The sequence below is a fragment of the Stappia sp. 28M-7 genome (assembly GCF_014252955.1).
Classification (GTDB): Bacteria; Pseudomonadota; Alphaproteobacteria; order Rhizobiales; family Stappiaceae; genus Stappia.
The window spans coordinates 2,087,725-2,113,302 of record NZ_JACMIA010000001.1; the positions used below are offsets into that span (position 1 = coordinate 2,087,725).

The 25,578-nt window shown below is 67.7% G+C and carries 23 protein-coding genes, 1 tRNA gene and 1 riboswitch; of the genes, 12 read left to right on the forward strand and 12 right to left on the reverse strand.

What is annotated here, in order from left to right; translation table 11 throughout:
- The first annotated feature begins 356 nt into the window (after positions 1-356).
- From dctP to H7H34_RS09080, 6 genes are all read left to right on the forward strand, one after another.
- Entirely contained in the window at positions 357-1,418 is a 1,062-nt protein-coding gene (gene dctP, locus H7H34_RS09055) for a TRAP transporter substrate-binding protein DctP (protein WP_185924997.1), read from the forward strand.
- Between the two features lie 103 nt (positions 1,419-1,521).
- A complete protein-coding gene (locus tag H7H34_RS09060) occupies positions 1,522-2,241 on the forward strand; it encodes a TRAP transporter small permease (RefSeq protein WP_185924998.1) in 720 nt (239 codons plus the stop codon).
- Positions 2,238-3,521: a TRAP transporter large permease gene (locus tag H7H34_RS09065; RefSeq protein WP_120268172.1), complete on the forward strand. Its 1,284-nt coding sequence runs from the start codon at positions 2,238-2,240 to the stop codon at positions 3,519-3,521. Before H7H34_RS09060 ends, H7H34_RS09065 begins: the two co-directional genes overlap by 4 nt.
- 42 nt (positions 3,522-3,563) lie before the next feature.
- The gene (locus H7H34_RS09070) at positions 3,564-4,241 is read left to right on the forward strand and encodes a YggS family pyridoxal phosphate-dependent enzyme (RefSeq protein ID WP_185924999.1); all 678 of its coding nucleotides are present in this window, start codon (positions 3,564-3,566) and stop codon (positions 4,239-4,241) included.
- A gap of 45 nt (positions 4,242-4,286) precedes the next feature.
- Entirely contained in the window at positions 4,287-5,639 is a 1,353-nt protein-coding gene (locus tag H7H34_RS09075) for an SET domain-containing protein (RefSeq protein ID WP_185925000.1), read from the forward strand.
- A gap of 17 nt (positions 5,640-5,656) precedes the next feature.
- The gene (locus tag H7H34_RS09080; protein WP_185925001.1) at positions 5,657-7,273 is read left to right on the forward strand and encodes an amino acid adenylation domain-containing protein; all 1,617 of its coding nucleotides are present in this window, start codon (positions 5,657-5,659) and stop codon (positions 7,271-7,273) included.
- A gap of 92 nt (positions 7,274-7,365) precedes the next feature.
- On the opposite strand, the gene H7H34_RS09085 is transcribed toward H7H34_RS09080, so the two are convergent.
- Both H7H34_RS09085 and H7H34_RS09090 read right to left on the reverse strand, forming a co-directional pair.
- Positions 7,366-7,439 (reverse strand) — tRNA-Cys (locus H7H34_RS09085).
- A 146-nt stretch (positions 7,440-7,585) separates the two neighbouring features.
- The gene (locus H7H34_RS09090; RefSeq protein ID WP_067222522.1) at positions 7,586-8,047 is read right to left on the reverse strand and encodes an Lrp/AsnC family transcriptional regulator; all 462 of its coding nucleotides are present in this window, start codon (positions 8,045-8,047) and stop codon (positions 7,586-7,588) included.
- A 149-nt stretch (positions 8,048-8,196) separates the two neighbouring features.
- Between H7H34_RS09090 and H7H34_RS09095 the strand changes: the two genes are divergently transcribed.
- From H7H34_RS09095 to H7H34_RS09115, 5 genes are read left to right on the forward strand one after another with little or no spacing between them, the layout of a single operon-like run.
- Positions 8,197-9,354 carry an acetyl-CoA acetyltransferase gene (locus H7H34_RS09095; protein ID WP_371811372.1) on the forward strand — a complete coding sequence of 386 codons (1,158 nt, stop codon included), beginning with the start codon at positions 8,197-8,199 and terminating at the stop codon, positions 9,352-9,354.
- Positions 9,351-10,961: an acyl-CoA synthetase gene (locus tag H7H34_RS09100; protein ID WP_185925003.1), complete on the forward strand. Its 1,611-nt coding sequence runs from the start codon at positions 9,351-9,353 to the stop codon at positions 10,959-10,961. Before H7H34_RS09095 ends, H7H34_RS09100 begins: the two co-directional genes overlap by 4 nt.
- Positions 10,958-11,530: a PPC domain-containing DNA-binding protein gene (locus tag H7H34_RS09105; RefSeq protein WP_147421838.1), complete on the forward strand. Its 573-nt coding sequence runs from the start codon at positions 10,958-10,960 to the stop codon at positions 11,528-11,530. Before H7H34_RS09100 ends, H7H34_RS09105 begins: the two co-directional genes overlap by 4 nt.
- Positions 11,527-11,988, forward strand: a complete 462-nt coding sequence (locus H7H34_RS09110) for a PCC domain-containing protein (protein WP_185925004.1) — start codon at positions 11,527-11,529, stop codon at positions 11,986-11,988. The genes H7H34_RS09105 and H7H34_RS09110 overlap by 4 nt, the downstream gene beginning before the upstream one ends.
- Positions 11,985-12,764, forward strand: a complete 780-nt coding sequence (locus tag H7H34_RS09115; protein WP_120268164.1) for an SDR family NAD(P)-dependent oxidoreductase — start codon at positions 11,985-11,987, stop codon at positions 12,762-12,764. Before H7H34_RS09110 ends, H7H34_RS09115 begins: the two co-directional genes overlap by 4 nt.
- A gap of 232 nt (positions 12,765-12,996) precedes the next feature.
- Here the strand turns inward: H7H34_RS09115 and lpdA are convergent, their stop codons facing one another.
- The 5 genes from lpdA to H7H34_RS09140 form a co-directional block, all read right to left on the reverse strand.
- Complete coding sequence (gene lpdA / locus H7H34_RS09120; protein ID WP_185925005.1) at positions 12,997-14,385, reverse strand: dihydrolipoyl dehydrogenase; 1,389 nt, start codon at positions 14,383-14,385, stop codon at positions 12,997-12,999.
- A 4-nt stretch (positions 14,386-14,389) separates the two neighbouring features.
- Positions 14,390-15,727 carry a dihydrolipoamide acetyltransferase family protein gene (locus tag H7H34_RS09125; RefSeq protein ID WP_185925006.1) on the reverse strand — a complete coding sequence of 446 codons (1,338 nt, stop codon included), beginning with the start codon at positions 15,725-15,727 and terminating at the stop codon, positions 14,390-14,392.
- A 4-nt stretch (positions 15,728-15,731) separates the two neighbouring features.
- Entirely contained in the window at positions 15,732-16,745 is a 1,014-nt protein-coding gene (locus tag H7H34_RS09130; RefSeq protein ID WP_067222541.1) for an alpha-ketoacid dehydrogenase subunit beta, read from the reverse strand.
- A gap of 1 nt (position 16,746) precedes the next feature.
- Complete coding sequence (locus tag H7H34_RS09135) at positions 16,747-17,979, reverse strand: 3-methyl-2-oxobutanoate dehydrogenase (2-methylpropanoyl-transferring) subunit alpha (RefSeq protein ID WP_067222544.1); 1,233 nt, start codon at positions 17,977-17,979, stop codon at positions 16,747-16,749.
- Between the two features lie 66 nt (positions 17,980-18,045).
- Positions 18,046-19,197 (reverse strand): acyl-CoA dehydrogenase family protein, encoded by a 1,152-nt coding sequence (locus tag H7H34_RS09140; protein ID WP_185925007.1) that lies wholly within the window; start codon positions 19,195-19,197, stop codon positions 18,046-18,048.
- Between the two features lie 208 nt (positions 19,198-19,405).
- On the opposite strand from H7H34_RS09140, the gene H7H34_RS09145 reads away from it, so the two are divergent.
- A complete protein-coding gene (locus H7H34_RS09145; protein WP_067222781.1) occupies positions 19,406-19,873 on the forward strand; it encodes an Lrp/AsnC family transcriptional regulator in 468 nt (155 codons plus the stop codon).
- A 30-nt stretch (positions 19,874-19,903) separates the two neighbouring features.
- Here the strand turns inward: H7H34_RS09145 and H7H34_RS09150 are convergent, their stop codons facing one another.
- The 5 genes from H7H34_RS09150 to zigA form a co-directional block, all read right to left on the reverse strand.
- Positions 19,904-20,887 (reverse strand): FecCD family ABC transporter permease, encoded by a 984-nt coding sequence (locus H7H34_RS09150; protein ID WP_120268160.1) that lies wholly within the window; start codon positions 20,885-20,887, stop codon positions 19,904-19,906.
- A gap of 3 nt (positions 20,888-20,890) precedes the next feature.
- Positions 20,891-21,853: an ABC transporter substrate-binding protein gene (locus tag H7H34_RS09155; protein WP_185925008.1), complete on the reverse strand. Its 963-nt coding sequence runs from the start codon at positions 21,851-21,853 to the stop codon at positions 20,891-20,893.
- A gap of 63 nt (positions 21,854-21,916) precedes the next feature.
- Positions 21,917-22,816, reverse strand: a complete 900-nt coding sequence (locus tag H7H34_RS09160; RefSeq protein ID WP_185925009.1) for an ABC transporter ATP-binding protein — start codon at positions 22,814-22,816, stop codon at positions 21,917-21,919.
- Positions 22,813-23,259: a DUF1636 family protein gene (locus tag H7H34_RS09165; RefSeq protein ID WP_245165019.1), complete on the reverse strand. Its 447-nt coding sequence runs from the start codon at positions 23,257-23,259 to the stop codon at positions 22,813-22,815. The genes H7H34_RS09160 and H7H34_RS09165 overlap by 4 nt, the downstream gene beginning before the upstream one ends.
- A 116-nt stretch (positions 23,260-23,375) precedes the next feature.
- Positions 23,376-23,624, reverse strand: a riboswitch (cobalamin riboswitch).
- A 50-nt stretch (positions 23,625-23,674) separates the two neighbouring features.
- On the reverse strand, positions 23,675-24,880 hold the full coding sequence (gene zigA / locus H7H34_RS09170) for a zinc metallochaperone GTPase ZigA (RefSeq protein ID WP_185925010.1): 1,206 nt from the start codon (positions 24,878-24,880) through the stop codon (positions 23,675-23,677).
- Positions 24,881-25,578 lie beyond the last annotated feature (698 nt).

The following is a 25,578-nucleotide window of genomic DNA, read 5'->3' on the forward strand; positions in this document are numbered from 1 at the left end:
ACGGGGAAGGCAGGGCGGCCGGCAACCGGACCAGCCGTCTCTGGGCGAGGATGCCAGCGTGTCAGCCGGGGTCGGAAGATCCCGGCCGCTGGCGTTTGCCTGCTCGCTTTGCCGGCTTGTGGTTTCGTGTTTCAACAGTCACAAGAAATAGAAAAATAGAATTAGACCGGGTCGGGCCCGCTTCATATCCTCATCTTACAATCGAATAGAATAATATTCGCTTGAGGAGGGGAATGATGTCGGCCGATGAGTGTTGTTGTTGCTTCCTTGATGTAAGTAACGTGGCGGCGGGGTCGGCGGTTTCCGTCCGTGCGGCAAGAGGAGCTGTAGGCGCTGGCCGGCGGGGGCGAGGGCGCATGCTGTTCCTGGCCGGAGCCATGGCGCTGGGGCTCGCTCCGGGCTGGATGGCTCCGGCGGAGGCCGCCAGCTATACGATGACGATTGCCCATCTCTATCCGGACGACCTTGCCAACAACGAGACCGCGCCGGCCCTCAAGCATTTCGAGCAACTGGTCGAGAGCGCCACGGGCGGCGACATCGACGTGCAGATCTTCGGCAACGGCGCGCTCGGCGGCGAAGTTGAGGCCGCCCAGCAGGCCCGCGCCGGCAAGACCGTCCAGTCGGTCATGCTGGGCTCCGGCACGCAGGCCTCCTTCTTCCGCAATTACGAGATGATCACCTCGCCGTTCCTGTTCCCCGACTACCGGACGGCCTGGACCTTCTTCGACAGCCCGTGGTTCGCCAGGTTCATGAAGCCGATGGTGCAGGAAAGCGGGTTGCGCTACCTCGGCACGCTGGACGATGGCGGCGGCTTCGTCGCCTTCGCCAACAACAAGCGGCTGATCACCAAGGTCGAGGACCTCAAGGGCCTGCGCATCCGCATCGAGGAAAACCAGGCGCACATGACGATCATGAGCGCGCTCGGCGCCTCGCCGACGACGCTGCCCTGGGGCGAGTTGCAGACCGGTCTGGCGACCGGCCTCGTCGACGGCCATTTCCATGCGCCCGGCGTCAACGACATCTTCAAGTTCTCGGACGTGACCGACTTCACCACCTGGAGCGGCCATGTCTACAACACCATCACCTGGAGCGTCAGCGAGGCCTGGTTCTCGCAGCTGCCCGACGACTACAAGAAGATCATCGTGACCTCGGCCCGCGAGGCGGTGGCGATGGCGCATGGCATCGCCGCGCAGATCACCGTCATCGGCTGGGTGAACTCCTGCAAGAAGTTCGAGCAGTGCCACATCCTCTCCGATGCCGAGAAGCAGCGAATGCGCGACATCTCGCAGCCTCTCTATCGCGAGTGGCTGGTGAAGGAGTTCGGGGAGAAGGCCTCGCTCTACGACGATCTGCGCGCCGAAGTCTCGCGCATCCATAACGAGCTGAACCGTTCCGCCGTCGAGCTTTATCTCGACTGACGCGGCTGGCAGGCGGCGACGGGGCGTGTCCGGCCGCCGCCTGCCTTTCGCGGACGCGCAAGCGCCGCTCTGGACATCGCCTCCGCCGACCGGGACCGAACCGATGAGCATGACTTCCACCATTGGGCCGGGAGCGCTTCTTGGCGCCCTGCGCCGGGCCAGTGACATGGTCAACCGCGCCACCATCCTCGTCTGCGCGGTTCTGCTTGCCGTGATGCTGCTCGTCTCGGCGGCCGGCATCATGCTGGAACTCGGCTTGGCGCTGGCGGGGCGCTTCGACAGGGCGGACCTGTTCGACAGCGGGCCGCTGGCCTTCGCCTATGCCAACACCCGTCCCTCGCTGTTCCGCCTGTTCCTGCCCTGGCTCGGCATGCTCAGCATCACCGTCGCGTTCAAGTATGGCGAGCATATCGCCATTCTTGCCGTGGCGCGGCGGCTGCCCCGCTGGGCCGCGCGGCTGGCGCAGGCGGTGAACCTGGCCGCCATCGGCCTCTTCGCCCTGGCTCTGGTGTGGTACGGGTTCGGCTTCTTCCGCGAGGCCAGCAACCTCTACATCATCTCGCCCAGCCTGCAGGTGACGCACCACTGGACGGCGGCCTCCGTGCCGGTGGCGGGCGCGATCCTGTGCCTGCACCTCGTCGACGGGATGGCGCTGCTGGAAGAGCGCGGCGCGATCAGCGCGGCAGCCGAGGAGGTCGAGGCGGCGGAGGCGGAGCTGGAGTTCGGCGACGGGCCGCCGACCGGTGCGGGCGAGCCGGACGACGCCGGCGCGCGCGAAGCCGGCACAGCGACCGCGCGGCGCATTGCGGAGGTCGCGGGATGAGCGCCTCCGTCGCCTTCATCGTGCTGATGTTCATCGGCCTGCCGCTCGGCCTGGTGCTGACAGCCGCCGGCATGGTCGGCGCCTATTCCATCGGCGGGGCGGATTTCCTCGGCATTCTTGCCGACCGCTTCTATTCCGGCGTATCGGGCTACGTGCTGATCGCCGTGCCCTATTTCATCATCACCGCCGAGATCATGAACCGCGCCGGGCTGACCGAGCGGCTGATCGCCTTTGCCAGCTCGCTGTTCGGCCGGGTGCCGGGGGCGCTGTCGCATGTCAATGTCACCACCTGCCTGCTGTTCGCCGGGCTGACCGGCGCGGCGGTGACCGAGACGGCGGCCATCGGGCGCACGCTGATCCCCTCCATGCGCAAGGAGGGCTACAGCGCGGCTTATTGCGCTGCCGTTACAGCCTGTTCGGCCATCGTCGGGCCGATCATCCCGCCCAGCATCATCATGATCGCCTATGCGGCGACCCTGCGGGACACCTCGATCCTCGGCCTGTTCGCCGCCGGCATTGTGCCGGGGCTTATGATGGGCCTCGCCATGCTGGTGGTCAGCGGCATCATCTCGTGGCGGCGCGGCTATGCCGGCCACCAGCGGGTGATGCTCTCGGTGATCGTCTCCACCGGCATCAGCGCGCTGGCGGCGATGGGCATTCCGCTGGTCATTCTCGGCGGTGTGCTGACCGGCCTGACCACGGTGACCGAGGCCTCGGTGATCGCCTGCATCTATGCCCTGGTGCTCGGCGGCTTCGCCTATCGCCGGCTCAGCCGGCACGACCTGTGGGAATCGCTGGTCTCCACGGTCAGCTTCAGCGGCGTGGTGTTCCTGCTGCTCGGCGCGTCCAACGTGCTCGGCTGGTTCGTCACCCGCTCCGGCATCGCCCGTCATGCGGCCGAGACCATCGCCACCATGAGCGACAATCCGGTGGTGCAGATCCTGGCGGTCGCCGCGCTGCTCATCGTCATCGGCATGTTCATCGACGTGCTGCCGGCCATCATCATCGCCGTGCCGGTGCTGGCACCCGCCCTGGTCGAACTCGGCTTCCACCCGCTGCATGCGGGCATGGTGATGCTGCTGGCGCTCAACCTCGGCAACATCACGCCGCCGGTCGGCCTGACCCTGATGACCGCCGCGCGAATAGCCAACGCCCCATACGAAAGCGCGGTGCGCGAGTCGCTGCCCTTCGCCTTCGCCCATGTGGTGATCGTGGTGCTGTGCGCGCTGTTCCCGGCCATCACCCTCCTGGTGCCGCGCATGTTCGGCGTGGGCATGTAGGCGGCTTCCTTTTCGACCAACGTCACACAGAGAGTGAAGACCATGACCAAGGATCAATCGGTGGAGCGGCTGACCGCAGTCCTGCAGAAGATCGCGGCGGCGGAAGAGGTGCGCGAGGGCAATCCCGGCCCGGTGACGCTGGTCGCCGTCTCCAAGACCTTCGATGCGGATGCGATCCGCCCGGTGATCGCCGCAGGGGCCCGCGTGTTCGGCGAGAACAAGGTGCAGGAGGCGCAGGAGAAGTGGCCGGCGCTGAAGGCCGAGTATCCCGACATCGAGCTGCGCCTGCTCGGGCCGCTGCAGTCCAACAAGGCGAGGGATGCGGTCGCCCTGTTCGACGTGATTGAGTCCGTCGACCGGGAGAAGATCGCCGCCGAGATCTCCCGCGAGATCGCCCGCCAGGGCCGCAGCCCGCGCCTCTATGTGCAGGTGAATACGGGGCGCGAGCCGCAGAAGGCCGGCATCGATCCGGACGAGGCCATCGCCTTTGTCGAGCGCTGCCGGGATGTGCACGGGCTGACCATCGAGGGGCTGATGTGCATCCCGCCGGCAGGCGAGGATCCCGCGCCGCATTTCGAGCTGCTGGCCGCGCTCGCCGACAAGGCGGGCCTTGCGCGCCGGTCCATGGGCATGTCCGGCGACTACGAGAAGGCGGTGATCTACGGCGCGACCAGCGTACGCGTCGGCTCGGCCATCTTCGGCGCCCGCACCTATGCCTGACCCACGCCCGACCAGCAGTTTTCTTACCATTCAGGACGCTACTCGATGAACATCAACGCTCACCAGAAGCTGGACTACCGGATCACCCACCAGTTCGACGGCCTGACCATTTCGGACGGCGAGTTCCAGCGCCTGCTCGACATCGCCAGCTGGAACGGCCATGTGCCGACCTTCACCCGGCGCGGCCGCGGCTCCTGGGAAAGCCTGAACGAGCCCATCGCGCTGAAGGACGACCCCTCGGTCACCTTCCACGCGGCCAAGCTCAAGGGCGTCGGCCTGTGGAACCCGATCCTGCCGGGCGATGCGGAATATTCCAACAAGCTGCATGACGATGCCGGCAACGACCCGGTGCCGCCGCTGACGGACCTCCTGGAATATCTCGTCACCTATCCGCATTTCGGCATCTCGAACGAGGGCGAGTACAAGTACGCCTACAGCTCGCCGAGCCCCATCGGCGGCATCGTCCACGAGCGCGCCCATCGCGAGTTCTGGTCGGCCGAGCGGCTGGTGCGCCACGGCGTGCCGACCATCGCGCCGCTGGCGGTGATCGAGTATGGCGGCAACCTGTCCTTCCAGGGCCAGCCGATGGGCGCGGTGCTGACGCTCTCGCCCGGCTCCGCCTCCTACCGCATCTCGGAGATCCTGTTCGGTGCCGGCATGGTGCGCGGCAGCGATCCCGCCTTCGACGCCCATTACGACGGCATCCGCGAGGCGCTCGGCGTCGAGGGCGACCCGGACGACGAGCGCGTCCGCCTGACGGTGATCTGCAAGCTCGCCCGCGAGGCCGGCAAGCTGCTGCACGACTTCTCGCTCGCCGAGCTCTACCGCTACTCCGGCGACTGGGGCAATTTCGTCTATTCGGTCGAGAGCAAGCGGCTCTTCCTGATCGACCTCGATTCCGTGCAGGACATCAACCACCTGCCGCCGACGGCAAAGGCGATGCAGTCCTGGCGCGACCTGGCCAGCGCCATCTACCGGATGGTCGGCAAGCTCGGCTACCCGACCGCGCTCGGCAAGTACACCATCGACAACCTGATGGAGTTCGACCCGATCGCCGCGAAGATCGCCGGCTATTTCCCGGACGTGCCGGAGGCCGAGATCCGCACCATCTCCCGCCGCCTGTGGGGCTACTTCATTCCGCATCTGGCGCTGCTGACCAAGCACCGGGACGACATTCTCGGCGGCTGGGACGGGGACCGGCGCAAGTCCTACAAGATGGACCACGACCTCTTCTACATCCTGGCGCTGACCCTGCTGCGGCCGCTGTTCGAGCACAGCGCGGTCGGGCGCAAGTATCCGAGCGACATCACCGACGACGAGATGTGGGGCAAGGCCGAGCGCTTCCTCGGCAACCGCTTCCAGTATTTCGCCTGGCTGATGGGCCGGTACGACATTTAGAAAATCGGGAGACGACGATGGCGCGCATCATTCCGCGAATGCTTCAGGCTCTGGCACGGCACGCGCCGGAGGCTGCCGCCATCGCCTTCGAGGGCACGACATGGACGCGGGCGGAGCTGCAGGACTTCGCCGCCCGCGTTGCCGGCGCCCTGCGCGCCGGCGGTGTGCGCCGCGACGACCGGGTCGCGGTCTATCTCGACAAGTCGCCGGAGGCGGTCGGCACGCTGCTCGGCGTGATGATGGCGGACGCGATCTGCGTGCCGCTTGATCCGACCGGCCCGGCGCCGCGCCTTGCCGCCATCCTGAAGGATTGCGAGCCGTCGATGCTCGTCTCCTCCGCCAACAAGGCGAAGCGGCTGGAGGCGCTGGCGGCCGAGGGGTGCGAGCTGCCGCCGGTGCTGGTGACGGGCGGCGTGCCGCTGGCGCTGTCGGCGGAGGCGCGCGGCATCGCCCCGGTGATGCTGGAGCCCCAGGATGAGACGAAGGATAAGGCGAGGGGTGAAGCGGCCGCGCCGCCGCCCTCGCAGGTGATCGACGAGGACCTCGCCTATATCCTCTACACCTCCGGCTCGACCGGAAAGCCCAAGGGCGTGATGATCAGCCACCGGGCCATCGTCGCCTTCTCAGACTGGGCGGGCGAGTATTTCGCGCTTCACGCGCAGGACCGGGTCGCCTCGCATTCGCCGCTGCATTTCGACCTGTCGCTGTTCGATGTGTGGACGACGCTGGCGCACGGGGCCTGTGTGCACCTAGTGCCGCAGGGCATTTCCTTCATGGCGACGGACCTGGTGCGCTTCATCGCCGAAAGCCGCGTGACGGTGTGGCAGTCCGTGCCTTCCGTGCTGCGGATGATTACCCGCCAGCTCGGCGATCCGGGTCCGGAATACGACCAGCTGCGGCTGATCTTCTTTGCCGGCGAGCCCTATCCGCCGGCGGAGCTGCGCGAGCTGATGAGCCGCCTGCCGAATGCGCGCTACCACAACATCTACGGCGCGACGGAGATCAACGACGTCACCTGCCACACGCTGACCGGGCTGCCGGATGACGGGCCGCTGCCCATCGGCGTGCCCTGCGCGCACATGGAGGTCCTGGTGCTGGGCGAGGAGGGGGAGGTGCTGTCGGCGCAAGGCGCGGTCGGCGAGCTGTGCGCCCGCGGGCCGACGCTGGCCAGGGGGTATTGGGGCGATCCCGCGATGACGGCGGCGAAGTTCGTCCAGGACCCGCGCCACGATCTCTACCCCGATCCGCTCTACCGCACCGGCGATCTGGTGCGCATCGGCGAGGGAGGCACGCTTCACTATGTCGGAAGGCGCGACGCCCAGGTGAAGATCCGCGGCTTCCGCGTCAATATCGGCGAGGTCGAGGAGGCCTTGCTGCGCCACGACGCCATCAGCGAGGTGGCGGTGATCGACGAGCTCGACGCCGACGGCAACCGCACGCTGGCCGCCTGCTTCATCGCGCACCGCGAGGTGCCGGACGCACGCACGCTGAAGCGCCACTGCCTTGCCTTCCTGCCCAACTACATGGTGCCCGAGCGCTTCGTGCCGGTCGATACCCTGCCGCGTACTTCGACCGGCAAGATCGACCGCCAGGCACTGCGACGGCAGCAGGAGGCAATGGCGCAGCCTGCCTGAGGGCGCACGCCCTCGAGGGTTTGGAAACGCAAAAGGCGGCGAGCCTCGTCTGCTTGCCGTCGCGCCGAACCGTTGCCGAAAAGGGGAGGGAATGGAGGCCTCGCCTGGAGTCGAACCAGGATTAAGGGAGTTGCAATCCCTTGCGTAGCCATTCCGCCACGAGGCCGCAGGGTGTCCGGAGCGCATCTCGCTCCGTCTTTCCTGTAAAAAGACCTTATGGTCTCGCTGGCATGCAATCAATTATAATAATGATATCAATATATATAATATAAAAAGTGGTAATTCGCGCGTCGATTGGTCGATGGTAGGAATTTATATTGGAAGGTGTGTGGTGTACTTGGTCTCTTCCAGGATGACCGTGCTCTGGATTTCGTGCAGGCCCGGCAGCATCACCAGCTTCTCGCGCAAGAGGGTCTGGAAGTGATCCATGTCCCGCACGACGACGCGCAGGTTGAAGTCGAATTCGCCGAGCATCAGCTGCACCACCTGGATCTCAGGGATCTTCAGGGCTGCTTCCTGGAATACCGAGATCGACTGGCGCCCGTGGCCGGACAGCTTGATGCGCACCAGGATGGTCGCGTCGAAGCCGAGCTTGCGACGGTCGAGGATGATCGAGCGGCCGAGGATCACCTTGTCCTCGATCATCCGGTTGATGCGGCGCGAGCAGGGCGATTGCGACAGGCCGACTCGCTCCGCCACCTCGGTGACGGAGAGGGAACCGTCCTGTTGCAGGACGCGCAGGATCTTCAGGTCGGTTTCGTCGAGTGGCTGCATGTTTCAGCTCCGTCTACGCGCTGGCGCGCTGGTTTCATGCGCGCTAGTCTATTCGGACGCCTCGAAAAGACAAGATTAGCCGGATTGCCGGCTCTATAGTGACGGCGCTGATGGTGTAAGTCGCAGGGAGGAACGCGATGGGAGCCTGCATGATCGGCTGGGCCCATTCCAGGTTCGGCAAATCGGAAGCGGCAGGAGCGGAGGAGCTCATTGCCGAAGTGGTCGGCGACTGCCTCAGACATGCCGATGTCGGTCCGCAGGAGATCGACGCGATCTTCCTCGGCTCCTTCAACAACGGATTTTCCAAACAGGATTTCCAGGCCTCTCTGGTCGCCCTCGCGGTGCCCGAGCTGCGCTTCACCCCGGCAACGCGCGTCGAGAATGCCTGCGCCACCGGCTCGGCCGCGATCCATGCGGGCATCCGCCAGATCGAGAGCGGGCGCGCCCGCCGCGTGCTGGTCGTCGGCGTGGAGAAGATGACCGCGACTCCGACGCCGGAGGTCGGCGACATCCTGCTCGGCGCCTCCTACCGCAAGGAAGAGGCCGAGGTCGACGGCGGGTTCGCCGGCGTCTTCGCCAACATCGCTCAGGCCTATTTCCAGGCCTATGGCGACCGGCGCGAGAGCCTGGCGCGGATCGCCGCCAAGAACCACGCCAACGGCATGGCCAATCCGTATGCGCATATGCGCAAGGCGTTCGATTTCGACTTCTGCAACGAGGTCTCGGAGAAGAACCCGATCGTCGCCGGCCCGCTGCGCCGCACCGACTGCTCGCTGATCTCCGACGGGGCGGCGGCGATGGTGATCGCCGACACCGACACCGCGCTGACCACCGCGCCGCGTGCGGTCTATTTCCGCGCCGCCGAGCATGTGAACGACTTCCTGCCGCTCAGCCGTCGCTCGAAGACTTCCTTCGAAGGCGCTGCAAGGGCTTGGAATTCGGCCTATGAGCGGGCAAAGGTCGGCGTCGCCGATCTCTCCTTCGTCGAGACCCACGACTGCTTCACCATCGCCGAGCTGCTGGAATACGAGGCCATGGGCCTTGCCCGCGAGGGCGAGGGGCACCGCATCATCGACGAGGGCGTCTCGGCCTTCGGCGGCCGCCTGCCGGTGAACCCGTCCGGCGGTCTGAAGTCCAAGGGCCATCCCATCGGCGCCACCGGCGTCTCCCAGCATGTGATGGCGGCGATGCAGCTGTGCGGCGATGCCGGCGACATGCAGCTGCCCCGGGCCGAGCTTGCCGGCGTGTTCAACATGGGCGGCGCGGCGGTCGCCAACTACGTCTCGATCCTGGAGCGGCTGAAATGAGGGTGGAAGGCGCCGAGCGCATGTCCAACCGGGTGATGAATCTCGGTGACCTGCTCACCGATGCCGCCCGCCGCCATCCGGACCGGCCCGCCGTCGTGCATGGCGAACGAATTGTCAGCTGGGCGCAGATGAACGCCCGCGTCGACGCCTTCGCCTATGCGATGGCCGGCCTCGGCATCGGGCCGGGCGACAAGGTGATCGTCCAGTCGCGCAACTCGGTCGAGATGTTCGAGACCATGTTCGCGGTCTACAAGCTCGGCGCCGTCTGGGTGCCGACCAATTTCCGCATCCTGCCGGACGACGTCTCGCATATCGCCAGCTCGTCGCAGGCCAAGGCCATCATCTACGAGCCGGAATTCACCGCCCATGCCGATGCGGCGCGCGATGCAGGGGCGCAGATCGTCATCTGCATCGGCGAAGCGCGCGCGGGCGAGCATGTCCACGCCGATCTGGTGGCGACTGAGCTCGGCAAGCCCTTCCGTGCAGCTGCCGTCGAGCGGGACGATCCTTGCTGGTTCTTCTTCACCTCCGGCAGCACCGGCAAGCCGAAGGCGGCCGTGCTCAGCCACGGGCAGATGGCCTTCGTCATCACCAATCATCTCGCCGACCTGATGCCGGGCACCACCTCGGACGATGCCTCGCTGGTCGTCGCGCCGCTGTCGCACGGGGCGGGCATCCATCAGCTGATCCAGGTGGCGCGCTGCGTCACCACCGTGCTGACGGTCTCGCGCAGCCTCGATGCCGACGAGGCGTTCCGCCTGATCGAGCGTCACCGTGTCTCCAACATGTTCACCGTGCCGAGCATCCTGACCGCGCTGGTCTCCGACCCGGCGGTGGACCGCTACGACCATTCCTCGCTGCGCCATGTCATCTATGCCGGCGCGCCGATGCTGCGCGAGCACCAGAAGACGGCGCTGCGCAAGCTCGGCCGATGCCTGGTGCAGTATTTCGGCCTCGGCGAGGTGACCGGCAACATCACCGTGTTGCCGCCGCATCTGCACGATCCGGAGGACGGGCCAGGCGTGCGCGTCGGCACCTGCGGCTATGCCCGCACCGGCATGCAGATCGAGATCCAGGACGACGAGGGCAATGCGCTGCCGCCGGGGGAAAACGGCGAGATCTGCGTCATCGGCCCGGCGGTATTCAACGGCTACTATCGCAATGAGAAGGCCAATGCGGAGTCCTTCCGAAACGGCTGGTTCCGCACCGGTGATATCGGCCATTTCGACGAGAACGGTTTCCTGTTCATCACCGGGCGCGCCTCGGACATGTTCATTTCCGGCGGCTCCAACATCTATCCGCTGGAGGTGGAAGAAAAGATCGTCGCCCATCCGGCGGTGGCCGAGGCCTGCGTCGTCGGCATGCCGGACGAGAAATGGGGCGAGATCGGCGTGGCTGCCATCGTCCTGCAGCCGGGCGCCGAGATCACGCCGGAGCAGCTGAAGGCGGACCTCGCCTCGCGCATCGCCGGCTACAAGATCCCCAAGCGTTTCGTTGTCTTCGACGCGCTGCCGCGCTCGGGCTACGGCAAGATCACCAAGAAGGCGGTGCGCGAGCTGCTGGAAAGCCGCCTTGCCGAAGCGCCGGTACTGGAGGGGGCGAGGTGAGGGGCCCTGGCGGCCTGCCAGCCGCCTCGCGGCTGCTGCGTCAGCCCGGCCCGGTCGCCCGCGACCGGATCACCCTCGGCATGGATATCTGCGAGGACGTGCGCTCGGGCCTGGTGCGGCTCGTCCCCGGCACGCCGCTGGTGGAGGCCTTCGGCGCGGCGATGCGCGCGGCGACCGGCGGCGAGTGGCGGCCCGCCGCCTTCGAGATCCTGTCGGGCGGCTTCGAGCCCTGCATCTACTGCCTTGCCGCACCCGATCCCGGCGGCGAGCGGGTGGTGACCTACACGCCGATGACGAATGCCGGCGCCGTGCGCGCTTTCGGCGGCTCGGCAACGCTGGGGATCGGCGCCGACGGCGCACCGCTGCTGCATTGCCACGCCTGGTTCGCCGAACCGCACGAGGGGCGGGTGTTCGGCGGCCATCTCGATACCTTCGCCAGCCGCGTCGGCGGCGAGGGCTTGCGGGTCCGCATGATGGTGTTCGACAGCTTCGACATCCGGCAACTGCCCGATGCGGAGACCAACCATACCGTCTTCCGGCCTCTGGACCGTTCAGGAGGGGTGCAATGAGCGAAGAGGTGAAGCTTGTCAGCGGCCGCACCGGCCGCACCGTCTATGCCCGCGTCCATCCCAACGAGGATCTCGTCCAGGCGGTGGAGAAGATCTGCCTGCGCGAAGGGCTGGAGCAGTGCTTTCTGCGCGCCGGGCTCGGCAGCCTGACCGACGCCTGCGTCGCCTTTTCCTCCGGCAGCATCAAGGTGGTGCGCGGCCCGGCGGTGGAGGTGATCGGCATGACCGGCATGGTGGAAGCGGACGAGGCCGGCAATCCGGTCGCTATGCTGCACGGCGTGCTTGCCGAACCGAACGGCACGATCAGCGGCGGCCGTTTCCTGCCCGGGCAGAACCCGGTCTGCGTGACCTTCGAGATCGTGCTGGAGGAATGGCTGCCGGATGCGGTGCCGGCCGGCACACTTGCCGGCGCGCGCTCGGCTCCGGTTTCAGATGCAATGGGAGGTGCACGCGCATGACCGCTCTCAACCGCACGCTCGAGGAGCGCTGCCATATCGTCACCGGCGGGGCGTCGGGCATCGGCCTTGCCACCGCACGCTGGCTGCTCGCCCGCGGCGCCGACGTGGCGCTGCTCGACATGTCGCGCGAGGCGCTCGACAAGGCGATCGCCGACCTCTCGGCCGAGTTCGAGGGCGCGTCCGACCGCCTGTTCGGCGCCCGCGCCGACATTCGCGACGAGGGCAGCCTGCAGCTTGCCTTCGAGGGGATCCAGGAGCGCTTCGGCCGGCCGCTCGCGGGGCTGGTCAACTCCGCCGGCATCGCCCGCGCGGTGCCGTTCCGCGAGACCGATGCGGAGCTGATGCGCACCGTGCTCGACGTCAACGTGGTCGGAACCTTCCTTGCCGTGCGCGCCTTCGTGGCGGCCGAGCGCGAGCCGGATGCCGCTGTCGTCAACATCGCTTCCGTGTCCGGCTTGATCGGCAATTCGCTGCGCACCGCCTATGGCGCCTCCAAGGGCGCGGTGGTGACCATGACCAAGGTGATGGCCAGCGAGCTCGCCCCGATGGGGGTGCGCGTCAATGCGGTCGCGCCGGGGCCGATCAGCACGCCGCTGCTCGACGGGCTGCACAGCGATGCCGCCCGCAACGCCTGGATCAGCCGCATCCCGCAGCGCCGCTACGGCGCTCCGGAAGAGGTGGCCGAGGCCATCGGCTTCATGCTGTCGCCGGCTGCCAGCTTCGTCACCGGCGAGGTTCTGGTGGTCGATGGAGGGTTTCTGTCAGCCGGTATCTAGCAGGCCGGGGACAGAGAAGACACGAGAGCTCCCCCGCCGGTCTCGCCAAGATGCGGTCCGGCGGATCGCGACGAGCCGGGAGGGGCGTCACGGAACCGCGCCGCAGTTTCCCACCGCTCCGCCCGTCCCGCCGCAACAAAGGCCCGCGTCCCGAGAGGGGCGCGGGCCATTTCCGTTTCCGCATGAAAGAGACCGGCCAGGGCGCGCCCGGCGAGGCTGCCCCGCCGTCTCGTCAGATGTGCAGCGCGTGGCCGAGCGCGGCAAGGCAGGCTTCCTGCAGGCCCTCGCTCTGGGTCGGGTGGGCATGGATCACCGCACCGATGTCGTCGATCCGCGCGCCCATCTCGATGGCGATGGAGAACGCCGCCGACAGCTCCGAAACGCCGCGACCGACCGCCTGCAGTCCGAGGATCAGCCCGTCCTCCTTGCGCGCGACGACGCGCACGAAACCGTCCTCGGCCTCCATCGTCATGGCGCGGCCATTGGCGGCGAAGGGGAACTGGCCGGTGGTCACCGCGCCGCCCTGTTTCTTCGCCTCGTCCGGCGACAGGCCGCAGGTGACGATCTCCGGATCGGTGAAGCACACCGCCGGGATGCAGCGCTTGTCCCAGCTGCGCTTGTGGCCGGCAATGATCTCGGCGACCATCTCGCCCTGCGCCATGGCGCGGTGGGCGAGCATCGGCTCTCCGGTCACGTCGCCGATGGCGAAGACGCCCTGCATCGAGGTCCGGCAGCGGTCGTCGATGCGCAGGAACGGCCCGTCGGTGGCCAGTCCCAGGCTGGCGATATTGGCGCTGTCGGAGCGCGGACGGCGGCCGACGGTGACCAGCACCTTGTCGGCGGCGATCTCGCGCTCGCTGCCTTCGGCCGTTTCCACCTTGAGGCCCTTGTCGCCGAGCCCCTTCGCCTTGGTCGACAGCATCACCTCGATGCCGAGCGCCTGCAGCGACTTGAGGACGGGACGGGTGAGGGCGCTGTCGTATTGCGGCAGGATCCGCTCGGCCGCCTCGACCACGGTCACCTTTGCGCCGAGCTTGGCGAAGGCCGTGCCGATCTCCAGGCCGATATAGCCGCCGCCGACGACGCACAGCTTTTCCGGAACGGAGCGCAGCGACAGCGCCTCGCTGGAGCTGATCACCGTGTCGCCGAAGGGCAGGAAGGGCAGCTCGACCGGGGCCGAGCCGGTGGCGATCACCACCTGTTCGGCGCGGATCTGCACCGAGGTGTCGCCGGTCGTCACCTTGACGGTCTTGCCGTCCTGGAAGGTCGCCTTGCCGGCGATCAGCCGCACTCCGGACTTTTTCAAGAGGCCCGCGACGCCGGCATTCAGCCGGGTGACGATGCCGTTCTTCCAGTCGACGGTGGCGGACAGGTCGATCTGCGGCGAGGCGGCGGTGATGCCGAGCGGCGAGCTGCCGTTGAAATGCGACAGCTTGTGGAACTCTTCGGCCGCGTGGATCAGCGCCTTGGAGGGGATGCAGCCGACATTCAGGCAGGTGCCGCCGGGCTTCTGCTCGTCGACGATGATCGTGTCGATGCCGAGCTGGCCGGCGCGGATGCCGCAGACATAGCCGCCGGGACCGGCGCCGATGATCAGCAGCTTGCAGGTCATGTCGCTCATGGGCTCAGTCCTCGACGAACATCAGGGCAGGGGTTTCCAGCAGCGATTTCAGCTTCTGGACGAAGACGGCGGCATCCCAGCCGTCGATCACGCGGTGATCGAAGGAGCAGGAGATGTTCATCACCTTGCGCGGCTGGAACTCCTTGCCGTCCCACAAGGGACGCACGGCCATCTTGTTGATGCCGACGATCGCCACCTCCGGGTGGTTGATGATCGGCGTCGTGGCGATGGCGCCGAGCGGCCCGAGCGAGGTGATGGTGATGGTCGAGCCGGACAGCTCCTCGCGGCTCGCCTTCCCCTCGCGGGCGGCCTCGGCCAGGCGCACCACCTCGGCGGCGCAGTCCCAGACCGAGCGCGCTTCCGTGTGGCGGGCGACCGGCACGGTCAGCCCTGCCGGGGTCTGGGTGGCGATGCCGATATGCACGGCGTCGTACTGGCGCACCACGCCGCCCTCGTCGTCGTAGAGCGCGTTCATCTCGGGCTGCTCGCGCACCGCCATGACGATGGCGCGCATGACGAAGGGCAGCAGGGTCAGCTTGCCGCGGTTCGCTGCATGCGCCGCGTTCAGCTGGCCGCGCAGCTCCTCCACCGCGGTGACGTCGACTTCCTCGACGATGGTGATGTGCGGGATGCGCGACTTCGACAGCGCCATCTTCTCGGCGATGCGCCGGCGCATGCCCACCACCTTGACGTCGCGGGTGCCGAGCGCGGGCATGCGCCCGCTTTGGCGCGCGGTCGGCGGCCCGTGCTCGATATAGGCGTCGAGATCCTCGTGCAGGATGCGCCCGGCCGGACCCGATCCGCCGACCCGGCGCAGGTCGATGCCGGCCTCCTGGGCGCGCCGGCGCACGGCCGGAGAGGCAAGCGGCTTCTCGCCGGCCGCCAGCGGACGGTGCGCGGCCGCGGGCCGCGCCGCCTGGGACTGGGAAGCGGGCTGAGATTGGGCCTTGGCTTCGGGCTTGGCCGGAGATTTTTCTGCCGACTTCTCCGGGGCAGGCGCAGCCGGCTTTTCGCCTGCGGCCTCTGCCGTGTCGTCGGTCTTGTCCTTTGCCTCCGCCTTGGGGGCGGGGGCGTCCGCTGCGGCGGAGTCGTTGCCTTCGCCCTCGACCTCGATCTGGATGAATTTCGCGCCGATGGCGATCACGTCGCCCGGTTCGCCGCACAGCCAGACGACCTTGCCGGCAACGGTCGAGGGGATCTCGACCGCGGCCTTGTCGGTCATCACGGTGCCGAGCACATCCTCGTCCTGGACCTCGTCGCCGATGGCGACGTTCCACTCGGTAAGCTCGGCCTCGGCGATGCCTTCGCCGATATCGGGAAGGGTGATGGTGAAGATACCCATGGTCTCAGCCCTCCAGAACCTGCGCGAAGGCGCGCTTGATCCGCTCGGGACCCGGGAAATAGGTCCACTCCTGCGCATGCGGGTAGGGCGTGTCCCAGCCCGTCACGCGGACGATCGGCGCTTCCAGGTGATAGAAGCAGCTCTCCTGCACGGCGGCGCACAGCTCGGCGCCGAAGCCGGAGGTCTTGGTCGCCTCGTGGATGACGACGCAGCGTCCGGTCTTGCGCACCGAGGCCTCGATGGTCTCCAGGTCCAGCGGCAGCAGCGTGCGCAGGTCGATGATTTCCGCATCGACGCCCGCTTCCTCGGCCGCCGCCTGGGCGACATAGACCATGGTGCCGTAGGCCAGCACGGTCAGCGCCGAGCCCTCCCGGCGGATCTTCGCCTTGCCCAGCGGCACGGTGAAGTAGTCCTCGCTGACATCGCCGAGCTCGTGGTTCTTCCACGAGACGACGGGCCGGTCGTGATGGCCGTCGAAGGGACCGTTGTAGAGCCGCTTGGGCTCCAGGAAGATCACCGGATCCGGGTCCTCGATGGAGGCGAGCAGCAGGCCCTTGGCATCGCGCGGGTTGGACGGCACCACCACCTTCAGGCCGGCGACATGCGTGAACAGCGCTTCCGGGCTCTGGCTGTGGGTCTGGCCGCCGAAGATGCCGCCGCCGGTCGGCATGCGGATCACCATCGGGCAGGTGAACTGGCCGGCGGAGCGGTGGCGCATGCGTGCCGCCTCGCTGACGATCTGGTCGTAGGCCGGGTACATGTAGTCGGCGAACTGGATCTCGACGACCGGCTTCAGCCCGTAGGCGCACATGCCCACGGCGGCGCCGACGATGCCGTTCTCGCTGATCGGCGCGTCGAAGCAGCGGTTGCTGCCGTATTTCTTCTGCAGGCCGGCGGTGCAGCGGAACACGCCGCCGAAATAGCCGACATCCTCGCCGAACACGACGACCTGCTTTTCCCGGTCCATCGCAAGGTCATGGGCGTTGCGGATCGCCTCGATCATGGTCATGCGTGCCATGTCAGAACCCCGCTTCCTGGCGCTGGCGCTGGAGATGCGGCGGCATCTCAGCGTAGACATCGTCGAACATCGAACGCGGCGAGGGCTTCGGCCCGGAAATCAGGGTGCCGTTGGCCTCCGCCTTCTTCTGGCAGGCGCGCACCTCGTCGGTGATCTCGGCCAGCGCCTGGGTGTGGCGCTCCTCGGACCACTCGCCGATGGTGATGAGGTGCCGCTTCAGCCGGTCGATGGGCTCGCCGAGCGGCCAGGCGCTGAACTCCTCCTTCGAGCGGTAGGCGGACGGATCGTCCGAGGTCGAGTGGCCGCCGGCGCGGTAGGTGACGTGCTCGATCAGGGTCGGGCCGAGGCCCGAGCGGGCCCGCTCGGCTGCCCAGCTCGCCACCGCATGGACGGCGAGATAGTCGTTGCCGTCGACGCGGATCGAGGGGATGCCGAAGCCGTGGCCGCGCGCGGCGAAGGTGACGGCTCCGCCCCGCGCCACGCCCTGGAACGTCGAGATCGCCCACTGATTGTTGACGATGTTGAGGATCACCGGCGCCTTGTAGCTGGAGGCGAAGACCATCGCGGCGTGGAAGTCGCTCTCCGAGGTCGAGCCGTCGCCGATCCAGCCGGCGGCGATCTTCGTGTCGTTGGAGATCGCCGAGGCCATCGCCCAGCCCACCGCCTGGATGAACTGCGTGCCCAGGTTGCCGGAGATGGTGAAGAAGCCGTGGTCGCGCGCCGAGTACATCACCGGCAGCTGGCGGCCTTTCAGCGGGTCGGCGGCGTTGGAGTAGATCTGGTTCATCATGTCGGTCATGGGATAACCGCTTGCGATGAGCAAACCGGCCTGCCGGTAGGTGGGGAAGTGCATGTCGCCGTCCTGCAGCGCCATGTGGAAGGCGCAGGACACGGCTTCCTCGCCCAGATGCTGCATGTAGAAGCTGGTCTTGCCCTGGCGCTGCGCCTTCAGCATGCGCTCGTCGAACTGGCGCAGGGTCAGCATGTGGCGCAGGCCCGTACGCAGCGCCTCGGCGTCCAGCAGCCCGGCCCAGGGACCGACCGCCTCTCCGGCCTTGTTCAGCACGCGGACGACCGAAAAGGCCATGTCGCGCATGTCTTCCGGCGCCTCGTCGATGGCCGGCCGGCGCACCGCGCCGGCGCGCGGGATCTCGAAATCGGAGAAGTCCGGCGTGTCGCCCGGCCGGCAGCCGGGCTCCGGTACGTGAAGGGAAAGCGGTCGTGGAGCGGTCATGAAAACTCCTTCGTCGACAGTGTGCAATTCCGTTCGGCGCGCGGTCCGCGCACCGCGGCGGGGCAATCAGGAACGGTCGCGCTCGGCCAGCATGGCACGGGCAACGATCACACGCATGATCTCGTTGGTGCCTTCCAGGATCTGGTGCACGCGCAGGTCGCGGACAATCTTCTCGATCCCGTAATCCTCGAGATAGCCGTAGCCGCCCAGCATCTGCAGCGCGTCGTTGGCGACGCGGAACGCGGTATCGGTGACGAAGCGTTTGGCCATGGCGCAATGCTTGGTCGCGTCGCTTGCGCCCTGGTCCAGCTTCCACGCGGCCTGGCGCAGGAACGCGCGCGATGCCTGCAGCTCGATCTCCATGTCGGCGAGGCGGAACTGCAGCCCCTGGAACTGGTCGATCGTCTTGCCGAAGGCCTTGCGCTCGCCCATGTAGCGGGTCGCCGCGGTGAGCGCGCCCTGCGCGCCGCCGAGTGCGCAGGCGGCGATGTTGAGCCGGCCGCCGTCGAGGCCCTTCATGGCATAGGCAAAGCCCTTGCCTTCCTCGCCGAGCAGGTTTTCCGCCGGCACCGTGCAGTCGTCGAACTGCACCTGGGCGGTCGGCTGCGCCTTCCAGCCCATCTTGTGCTCCGCCGCGCCGAAGGAAAGGCCGGCGCTACCGTCCTCGACCACCAGCGTCGAGATGCCCTTGGGGCCGTCCTCGCCGGTCCGGCACATCACCACATAGACGTCGGAATAGCCGCCGCCGGAGATGAACGCCTTGCTGCCATTCAGCACATAGCCTTCGTTGGTGCGGGTCGCGCGGGTGCGCAGGGCCGCCGCGTCCGAGCCCGAGCCCGGCTCGGTCAGGCAGTAGGAGGCGATGCTTTCCATGCTCGCGAGCGGGGCGAGGAAGCGCTCGCGCAGTTCCTCGCTGCCGTAATTGGCGATCATGCCGGCGCACATGTTGTGGATCGAGATGAAGGCCGCGACGGAGGGGCAAGCCTCGGACAACGCCTCGAAGACCAGCGTCGCGTCCAGCCGGGTCAGGCCGGTGCCGCCGTACTCTTCCGGCACGTAGAGCGCGCCGAAGCCGAGTTCGCCCGCCTGGCGCAGCACGTCGCGGGGAATGGTGCCGGCCTTTTCCCAGGCGTAGGCATGTGGCGCGATGGCCTCCCGGCCGAAGTCGCGGGCCATGTCGAAGATGAGGGTCTGCTCCTCGGACAGCGCAAAATCCATGTACGGCGCCTCCTCGCCTGAAATATGCCCGGTCCCTGACGATGGCATGAGATGCGGGCCCGTGCACCGGGGGTGTCGGGCGGTCAGGTCTCGGGTGTTTCCAATACTATTGCCCGCTATGAGTGAAATTTCATGCTGAATTTGCTTCGATTTTGCCGGTGTGTGAAATATCCTTCTGCAATGACGCGATATGAAGGAGGAACGTGTTGTGCCGCGACAGCTTGATGACATCGACCGTCGCATCCTCAAGGCGCTGGTCGCAAACGGGCGTTTGTCCAACACTGAACTGGCGCGCGAGGTCGGCCTGTCGCCGAGCCCGTGCTGGCAGCGGGTGCGGCGGCTGGAGGAGGAGGGGGTGATCTCCGGCTACACGGCGGTGCTCGATCACGAGGCGCTCGGCGTCGGCGAGACGGTGCTGATCGAGGTCTCGCTCGACCGGCACGACCCGGAAGCGCTGGAGGGCTTCGGCAAGGCGATGGCGGAGATCCCGGAGGTGCTGGAGGTCTACCTGATGGCCGGCGACTGCGATTATTTCGTCAAGGTCGCGGCGAGCGGCACCAAGGGCGTTGAAGAGTTCCTGCGCGAGCGGCTGTTCCCGATCCCGGGCCTGCGCCATTCCAAGTCCAGCTTCTCGCTGCGCTGCCTGAAGAAGGTGACCTCCTGCGTGCCCGGTTGAGTTTTCCGGCGCTGAGGCGGGCGGGGCAGCTCAGCCTCGCGGCTCGCGGGTCAGCAGGGCGAGCACGAAGACGGCCCCCAGCGATGTGGTGACGATGCCGATGGGCAGTTCCTGCGGCGCCAGCAGGGTGCGCGCGGCAATGTCGCTGATCAGGAGCAGCCCGGCACCGGTTAGCGCGGCCACCGGCACGAAGCGCCCGTGCATCGGCCCGGCGAGCGCGCGCGCGATATGCGGCACCATCAGCCCGACGAAGCCGATCACGCCGCTGATCGATACGAAGGCGGCAGTCGCGAAGGCGCACACCAGAAACGTCGTGCGGCGCAGCGCCACCACGTCGACGCCGAGCGTGCGCGCGGTATCCTCGCCGGCCAGCAGCGCGTCGAAATTGCGGTGGCGGACGAAGGCGAAGGCAAGGATCGCGGCAAGGCCGACCGCCGCGATCGGCAACAGGTCCCAGCGGGCGAGGCCAAGGCCCCCCAGCGTCCAGAACAGCACGGAATGGGCGGCCCGCTGGTCGCCGGCAAAGACCAGATAGTTGGTCAGCGCCATGAACAGGAACGAGACCGCGAGCCCCGCCAGCACGAGCCGCGCCGGTCCCCGGTCGCCGAGCCGGGCGATCAGCGCCAGCACGATGACCGAGGCCGCCATGCCGCCGGCAAAGGCGGCGAGCGGCAGCGTCCACAGGCCGAGCAGGTCGCCGGTGACGGTGATCACCAGCACTGCCCCGGCGGCCGCGCCCGAGGACAGGCCGAACAGGAACGGATCGGCCAGGTCGTTGCGCGTCGTCGTCTGCAACAGGCAGCCGACCGTGCCGAGCCCGGCCCCGACCAGCAGCGCCAGCAGCGCGCGCGGCAGGCGCAGGTCCATGACGATGCGCGCCGTCGGCCCGTCGCCGCCGGCGAGCGCGTCGATCACCGCGCGCACGGGCAGCGGCGTCGAGCCGATGGCAACGGCGGCCACCAGCAGCGCGATGACCGCCAGCAGGCTAACCGCCAGGACCAGCGCCAGCCGCATGGCTCAGAACGCCTCCGGATGCATGGCCCGGGCGAGCCGCTCGATGCCCTCGACATTCGCCGGCCCCGGCGTCAGTTCCTCATAGCGCAGAGGCAGATAGCGGGCGTTCTTCACAGCGTCGGTCTGGCTCATCACAGGGTGCGCTTCCAGGAAGGCGCGCAGCTTGTCCGCCCCGCCGCCGTCCTGGTAGTCGAGCAGGATGATGAACTGCGGGTCGGCTGCCGCCACCGCCTCCCACGAGGTGGTGCCCCAGCTGGTCTCCATGTCGGCGGTGACGTTGCGCCCGCCGGCCGCCTCGATCATCGCCGTCGGCATGGCGAAGCGGCCGGCGGTGAAGGGCTTGTCCTCGCCGGAATCGTAGAGGAACACCTTCAGCTCGCGGTTCTCGCCGATGCGCTCGGCCAGCTCCGCCATCCGTGCCTTCCAGCCGTCGACCAGCGCCTGCGCCTCGGCCTCCTTGCCGAAGATGGTGCCGAGCCGCAGCATGTCGCCATAGAGCAGGTCGAGCGAGGCGGCGGGTCGCGCCTTGTCCAGATGGATGCAGCTCTCGGTGAGGATCAGCGTCTTGATGCCGTGCGGCGCCAGCGTGTCCGGGGTGACGTCGCCGCCCGGCTTCATGCCGTAGTACCAGCCGGCGAAGAACAGGTCCGGATCGGCCGCGACGAGATTTTCCAGCGTCGGATATTTCGGCGCGATCTCGGGGATGTCGCCGCGCTTGCGCTCGAACTCCTCGCTGGTCTTGTACCAGCCGCTGATGCCGCTGACGCCAACCATCCGGTCCTGCAGGCCGAGCGCGAAGGCCATCTCGCTCATGTTGATGTCCTGCACCACGATGCGCTCGGGCGCAGCCTCGAAGGTCAGCGGCGTCCCGCAATTGTCGACGGTGACGGGAAAGGCGAGGGCCGGTGCGGCAAGGGCCATCGCAGCGGTGAACAGGGAAAGGCGCTTGAGGCCGGGCTTCTTCATGGGGGACAGACTCCTCGTGAGGATGAAAAACCGTGGAACGCTGGGAAAAGGTGAGGGCGCGGCTCAGCCGCGCGTCGCCACCGCACGCAGATGCGGCGCGCCGGGCGCGGGACGCTCGGGTCCTGAAAGCTCTGATCCTGAAAGCTCGCCGGCGATGCCGGTGCCGAACCGCCCCTCGATGGGGATGTCCAGCACGCTGATCTGGCGGGCCTCCACCGGATGCTGCATCCGGTGCATGTCGACGCTGAAGACCGCACGCACCCGCTCGCTCGACAGCACCTCGACCGGATGGCCGTGCGCGACCAGCCGGCCGCCCTGGATCAGCGCCACATGGCTGGCGAAGGCCTCGATCAGGGTCAGGTCGTGTAAGGCCGCGACCACGGTGATGCCGAGGCCGGAGACGAGGCTGAGCAGCTCGCCGCGCGCCAGCGGATCGAGATGGTTCGTCGGCTCGTCCAGGACCAGGATGCGCGGACGCTGGCAGATGGCGCGGGCGATCTTCGCCCGCTGGCGCTCGCCGCCGGAAATCTCGCTCATGCGCCGGTCGGAAAAGCGCGTCAGGTCGGCCAGCGTCAGCGCCTCCTGCGTTGCCCTGGCGCGGGCCTCGCGCCCGCCGGTGCGGTGATGCGGCAGCTGGCCGAGCGAGACGTATTGCGAGACGGTCAGCCGGTCGTCGCTTTCCTCGCTCTGGCCGACATAGGCGATGACGCGGGCGCGCTCGGTGATCGGCACATTGCGATATGGCCTGCCGCCGAGCAGCATTTCGCCGCCGGTCGGCTCGCTCAGCCCGGCGATCAGCCGGATCAGCGTCGACTTGCCCGCGCCGTTCGGCCCGGCAATGACGAGGATCTCGCCGTCATGCACATGCAGCGTCAGGTCGGAGAGGAGCGCGTCCGCGCCGCGCGGCCGGTAGGCGACCTCGCGCAGCTCCAGCACCACCGGGGTTCCGCTGTGATGGCTCATGCGCCGTTCTCCCGGCCCGGCGATCCGGGGTCGAAAGCGGGCAGGGCGGGCATGCGCGCCAGCGTCTTGCCCTTCAGCCCGTCGGGGCGCTGCAGCGAGGAGCACCAGCCGTCTTCGAGTTCGCCATATTGCCGGGCGAAGGCGACAAGCGTCTCCACATCGCGTTCCGGCTCGATGTCGCCGAACAGATAGCTCGCCTTGCCGTCGGCCTGATAGGCGACCGTGCAGGGGCGCGAGCAGCCGGCCATGCAGGCCGCACCCGCCACGCTCACATGCGCCAGGCCTCCCTCGGCAAGTGCGGCGCTCAGGGCCTCGATCAGGTCCTTGCCCGGCTGTTCGCGCGTTTGCGGATCGCGGCAGGTGGTGCACACGGTGATGCGGTGCCGGCGCGTATCGGGAGCTGCGTCCATGCGGCGTTCGCCGAGCGCCAGGTCATGCGCCATGGCGATGCCCCGCACGTTCGCCCGCAAGGTTCGGCAGGCTGCGGATAAAGGCCCTGGATGGGCGGAAAATGGACTCGTTGCGTGTCATGGCTACCTTCCCGGAACACCCCGTCCGGTCGTCGTTGCGGGAGATGGCAGGTCTCCTGGCTCGCGGGTCCGGTCCGGCCGCGCCTTCCCGCCCGGCTTCGGGCAGTGGCATCGTGCGGCTGGACCTGGGCCATTCGTCCGGTAAAGGACGTCGGCCCCGGCCGCTTACAGTTGCGGGGGCAGCCACGGTCTCGGCCCCTGATGGGTACGCCTCACCGTGTTCCCTTTTCATGCCTCTGGCGGTTCGGCCGTCGGCAACCATCGCCGCCAAACTGGCAGATGACGGGGACCGCATCAAGACCAATCGCCCAAAGCCATCGCCGCCGTCTCACGCCGCGGCGCTGCCCCAGGCGGGGAAGGGGTCGTCGAGCCCGGTCCAGCGCTCCGGATGGAAGCCCGTATCGGCGACCAGCGCCGCGTCGAGTTCGGCGCGGATCGCCGCCTCGTCCATGCCGCTCGTGCCGATGAAGACGATTTCCTGCCGCCGGTCGCCCCACACGGGGTGCAGATAGGGCTCCATCGCCCGCCGCCATTCGGGCGACTCGGGCCAGTGCTGGCGCGGCACCGCCGACCACCACAGCCCGCGCTTTTCAGTGGTGACGAAGGCGCCGGCCTGGCTGATCTCGCCGACGAAACGCGGCCGCGTCGCCAGCCAGAAGAAGCCCTTGGCGCGGATCACGCCCGGCCAGCTCTTGTTGACGAAGCGGCTCAGCGCGCGCGGGGCGAAGGGGCGGCGCGCCCGGTAGACGAAGGAGCGGATGCCGTATTCCTCCGTTTCCGGCACATGGTCGGCAAAGCCGTTCAGCTCCTTGAACCACAGCGGATGCTCGTGCGCCTTGTCGAAATCGAAGCGCCCGGTGCCGAGCACGTCGCGCAAGGGAACCGCAGAGCGGTCGGTCTCCATGATCACCGCATCCGGGTTGAGGGCGCGCACGATCTGGCGCGCGGCTTCGAGATCCAGCGGCCGGGCATCGCTCACCTTGTTGAGGATGATCGTATCGGCAAACTCGATCTGGTCGACGAGCAGGTCGACCAGGGTGCGCTCGTCGTCCTCGCCGAGCGATTCTCCACGCTCGGTCAGGAAGTCGGTGGAGCCGTAGTCCTTCAGCAGATTTGCCCCGTCCACCACCGTCACCATCGAATCGAGCCGCGCCACATCGCTCAGGCTCTCGCCGTTCTCGTCGCGGAATTCGAAGGTCGAGGCGACCGGCAGCGGCTCGGAAATGCCGGTGGATTCGATCACCAGATGGTCGAAGCGGCCCTCCCGGGCCAGCGCCTGCACCTCGCGCAACAGATCCTCGCGCAGCGTGCAGCAGATGCAGCCATTGGTCATCTCCACCAGCCGCTCCTGCGTGCGCGAGACGTTGCCGCCACCCTCGCGCACCAGGCTGGCGTCGATGTTCACCTCGCTCATGTCGTTGACGATGACGGCGACCCGCAGCCCCTCGCGATTGTTGAGGATGTGGTTGAGCAGGGTGGTCTTGCCGGCGCCGAGAAAGCCGGACAGCACAGTAACGGGCAGGCGATTGTCCATCGCGAAAGCTCCTGAGATATGATGTTATCACATAACAATGCTTGACCGAAAGAAAGGCGGCCGGAACCGCCACGATTATTTAATCTCTCGGCCGTTCCCCCGGGGCACGCGAAGCGCGACCCGGGGCCTGTTGGTTGCCAGAGCGGCGACGAGGACACGCCGATGCGCGCCCACGCCCCGCCTGTCGTCCCGGACGGCGCACGCTTTTGCGCACCACCCTCTCGGTTCGTCATCCCGGACGGCGCGTTAACGCCGAGCCGGGATCGGAGAGCTGGGAGCCCGTCGACAGCGCTCCCGAACACCACCGCAGACACCGTGCCTCTCCGGTTCCGGGTCGCGCTGCGCTTGCCCGGAATGACGCCATGAGAGGTTGGGGCGACAAGGCGCCCGCCAAGGGTGCCAATGGTTCCCGGTTCTGCGCTTCGCTTGACCGGGATGACATCCTAAGAGGGAGGCGCGGCCTCGCATCCTCTCTGCCGTCACCCCGGACGAGCATCGCGAGATCCGGGGCCCATTCGTTCCCAGAGCGGCAGCGAGGACACCGAAACCTCTCCTTCGTCATCCCGGACGGCGCGTCGGCGCCGAGCCGGGATCGGAGAGCCGGGGGCGCATGAGGTGCGCTCCGGATTTATGCAAAGACCGCCGCGGCTCGCCGGTCCCGGATCGTCGGCCTTCGGCCTCGTCCGGGAAGACGCCAG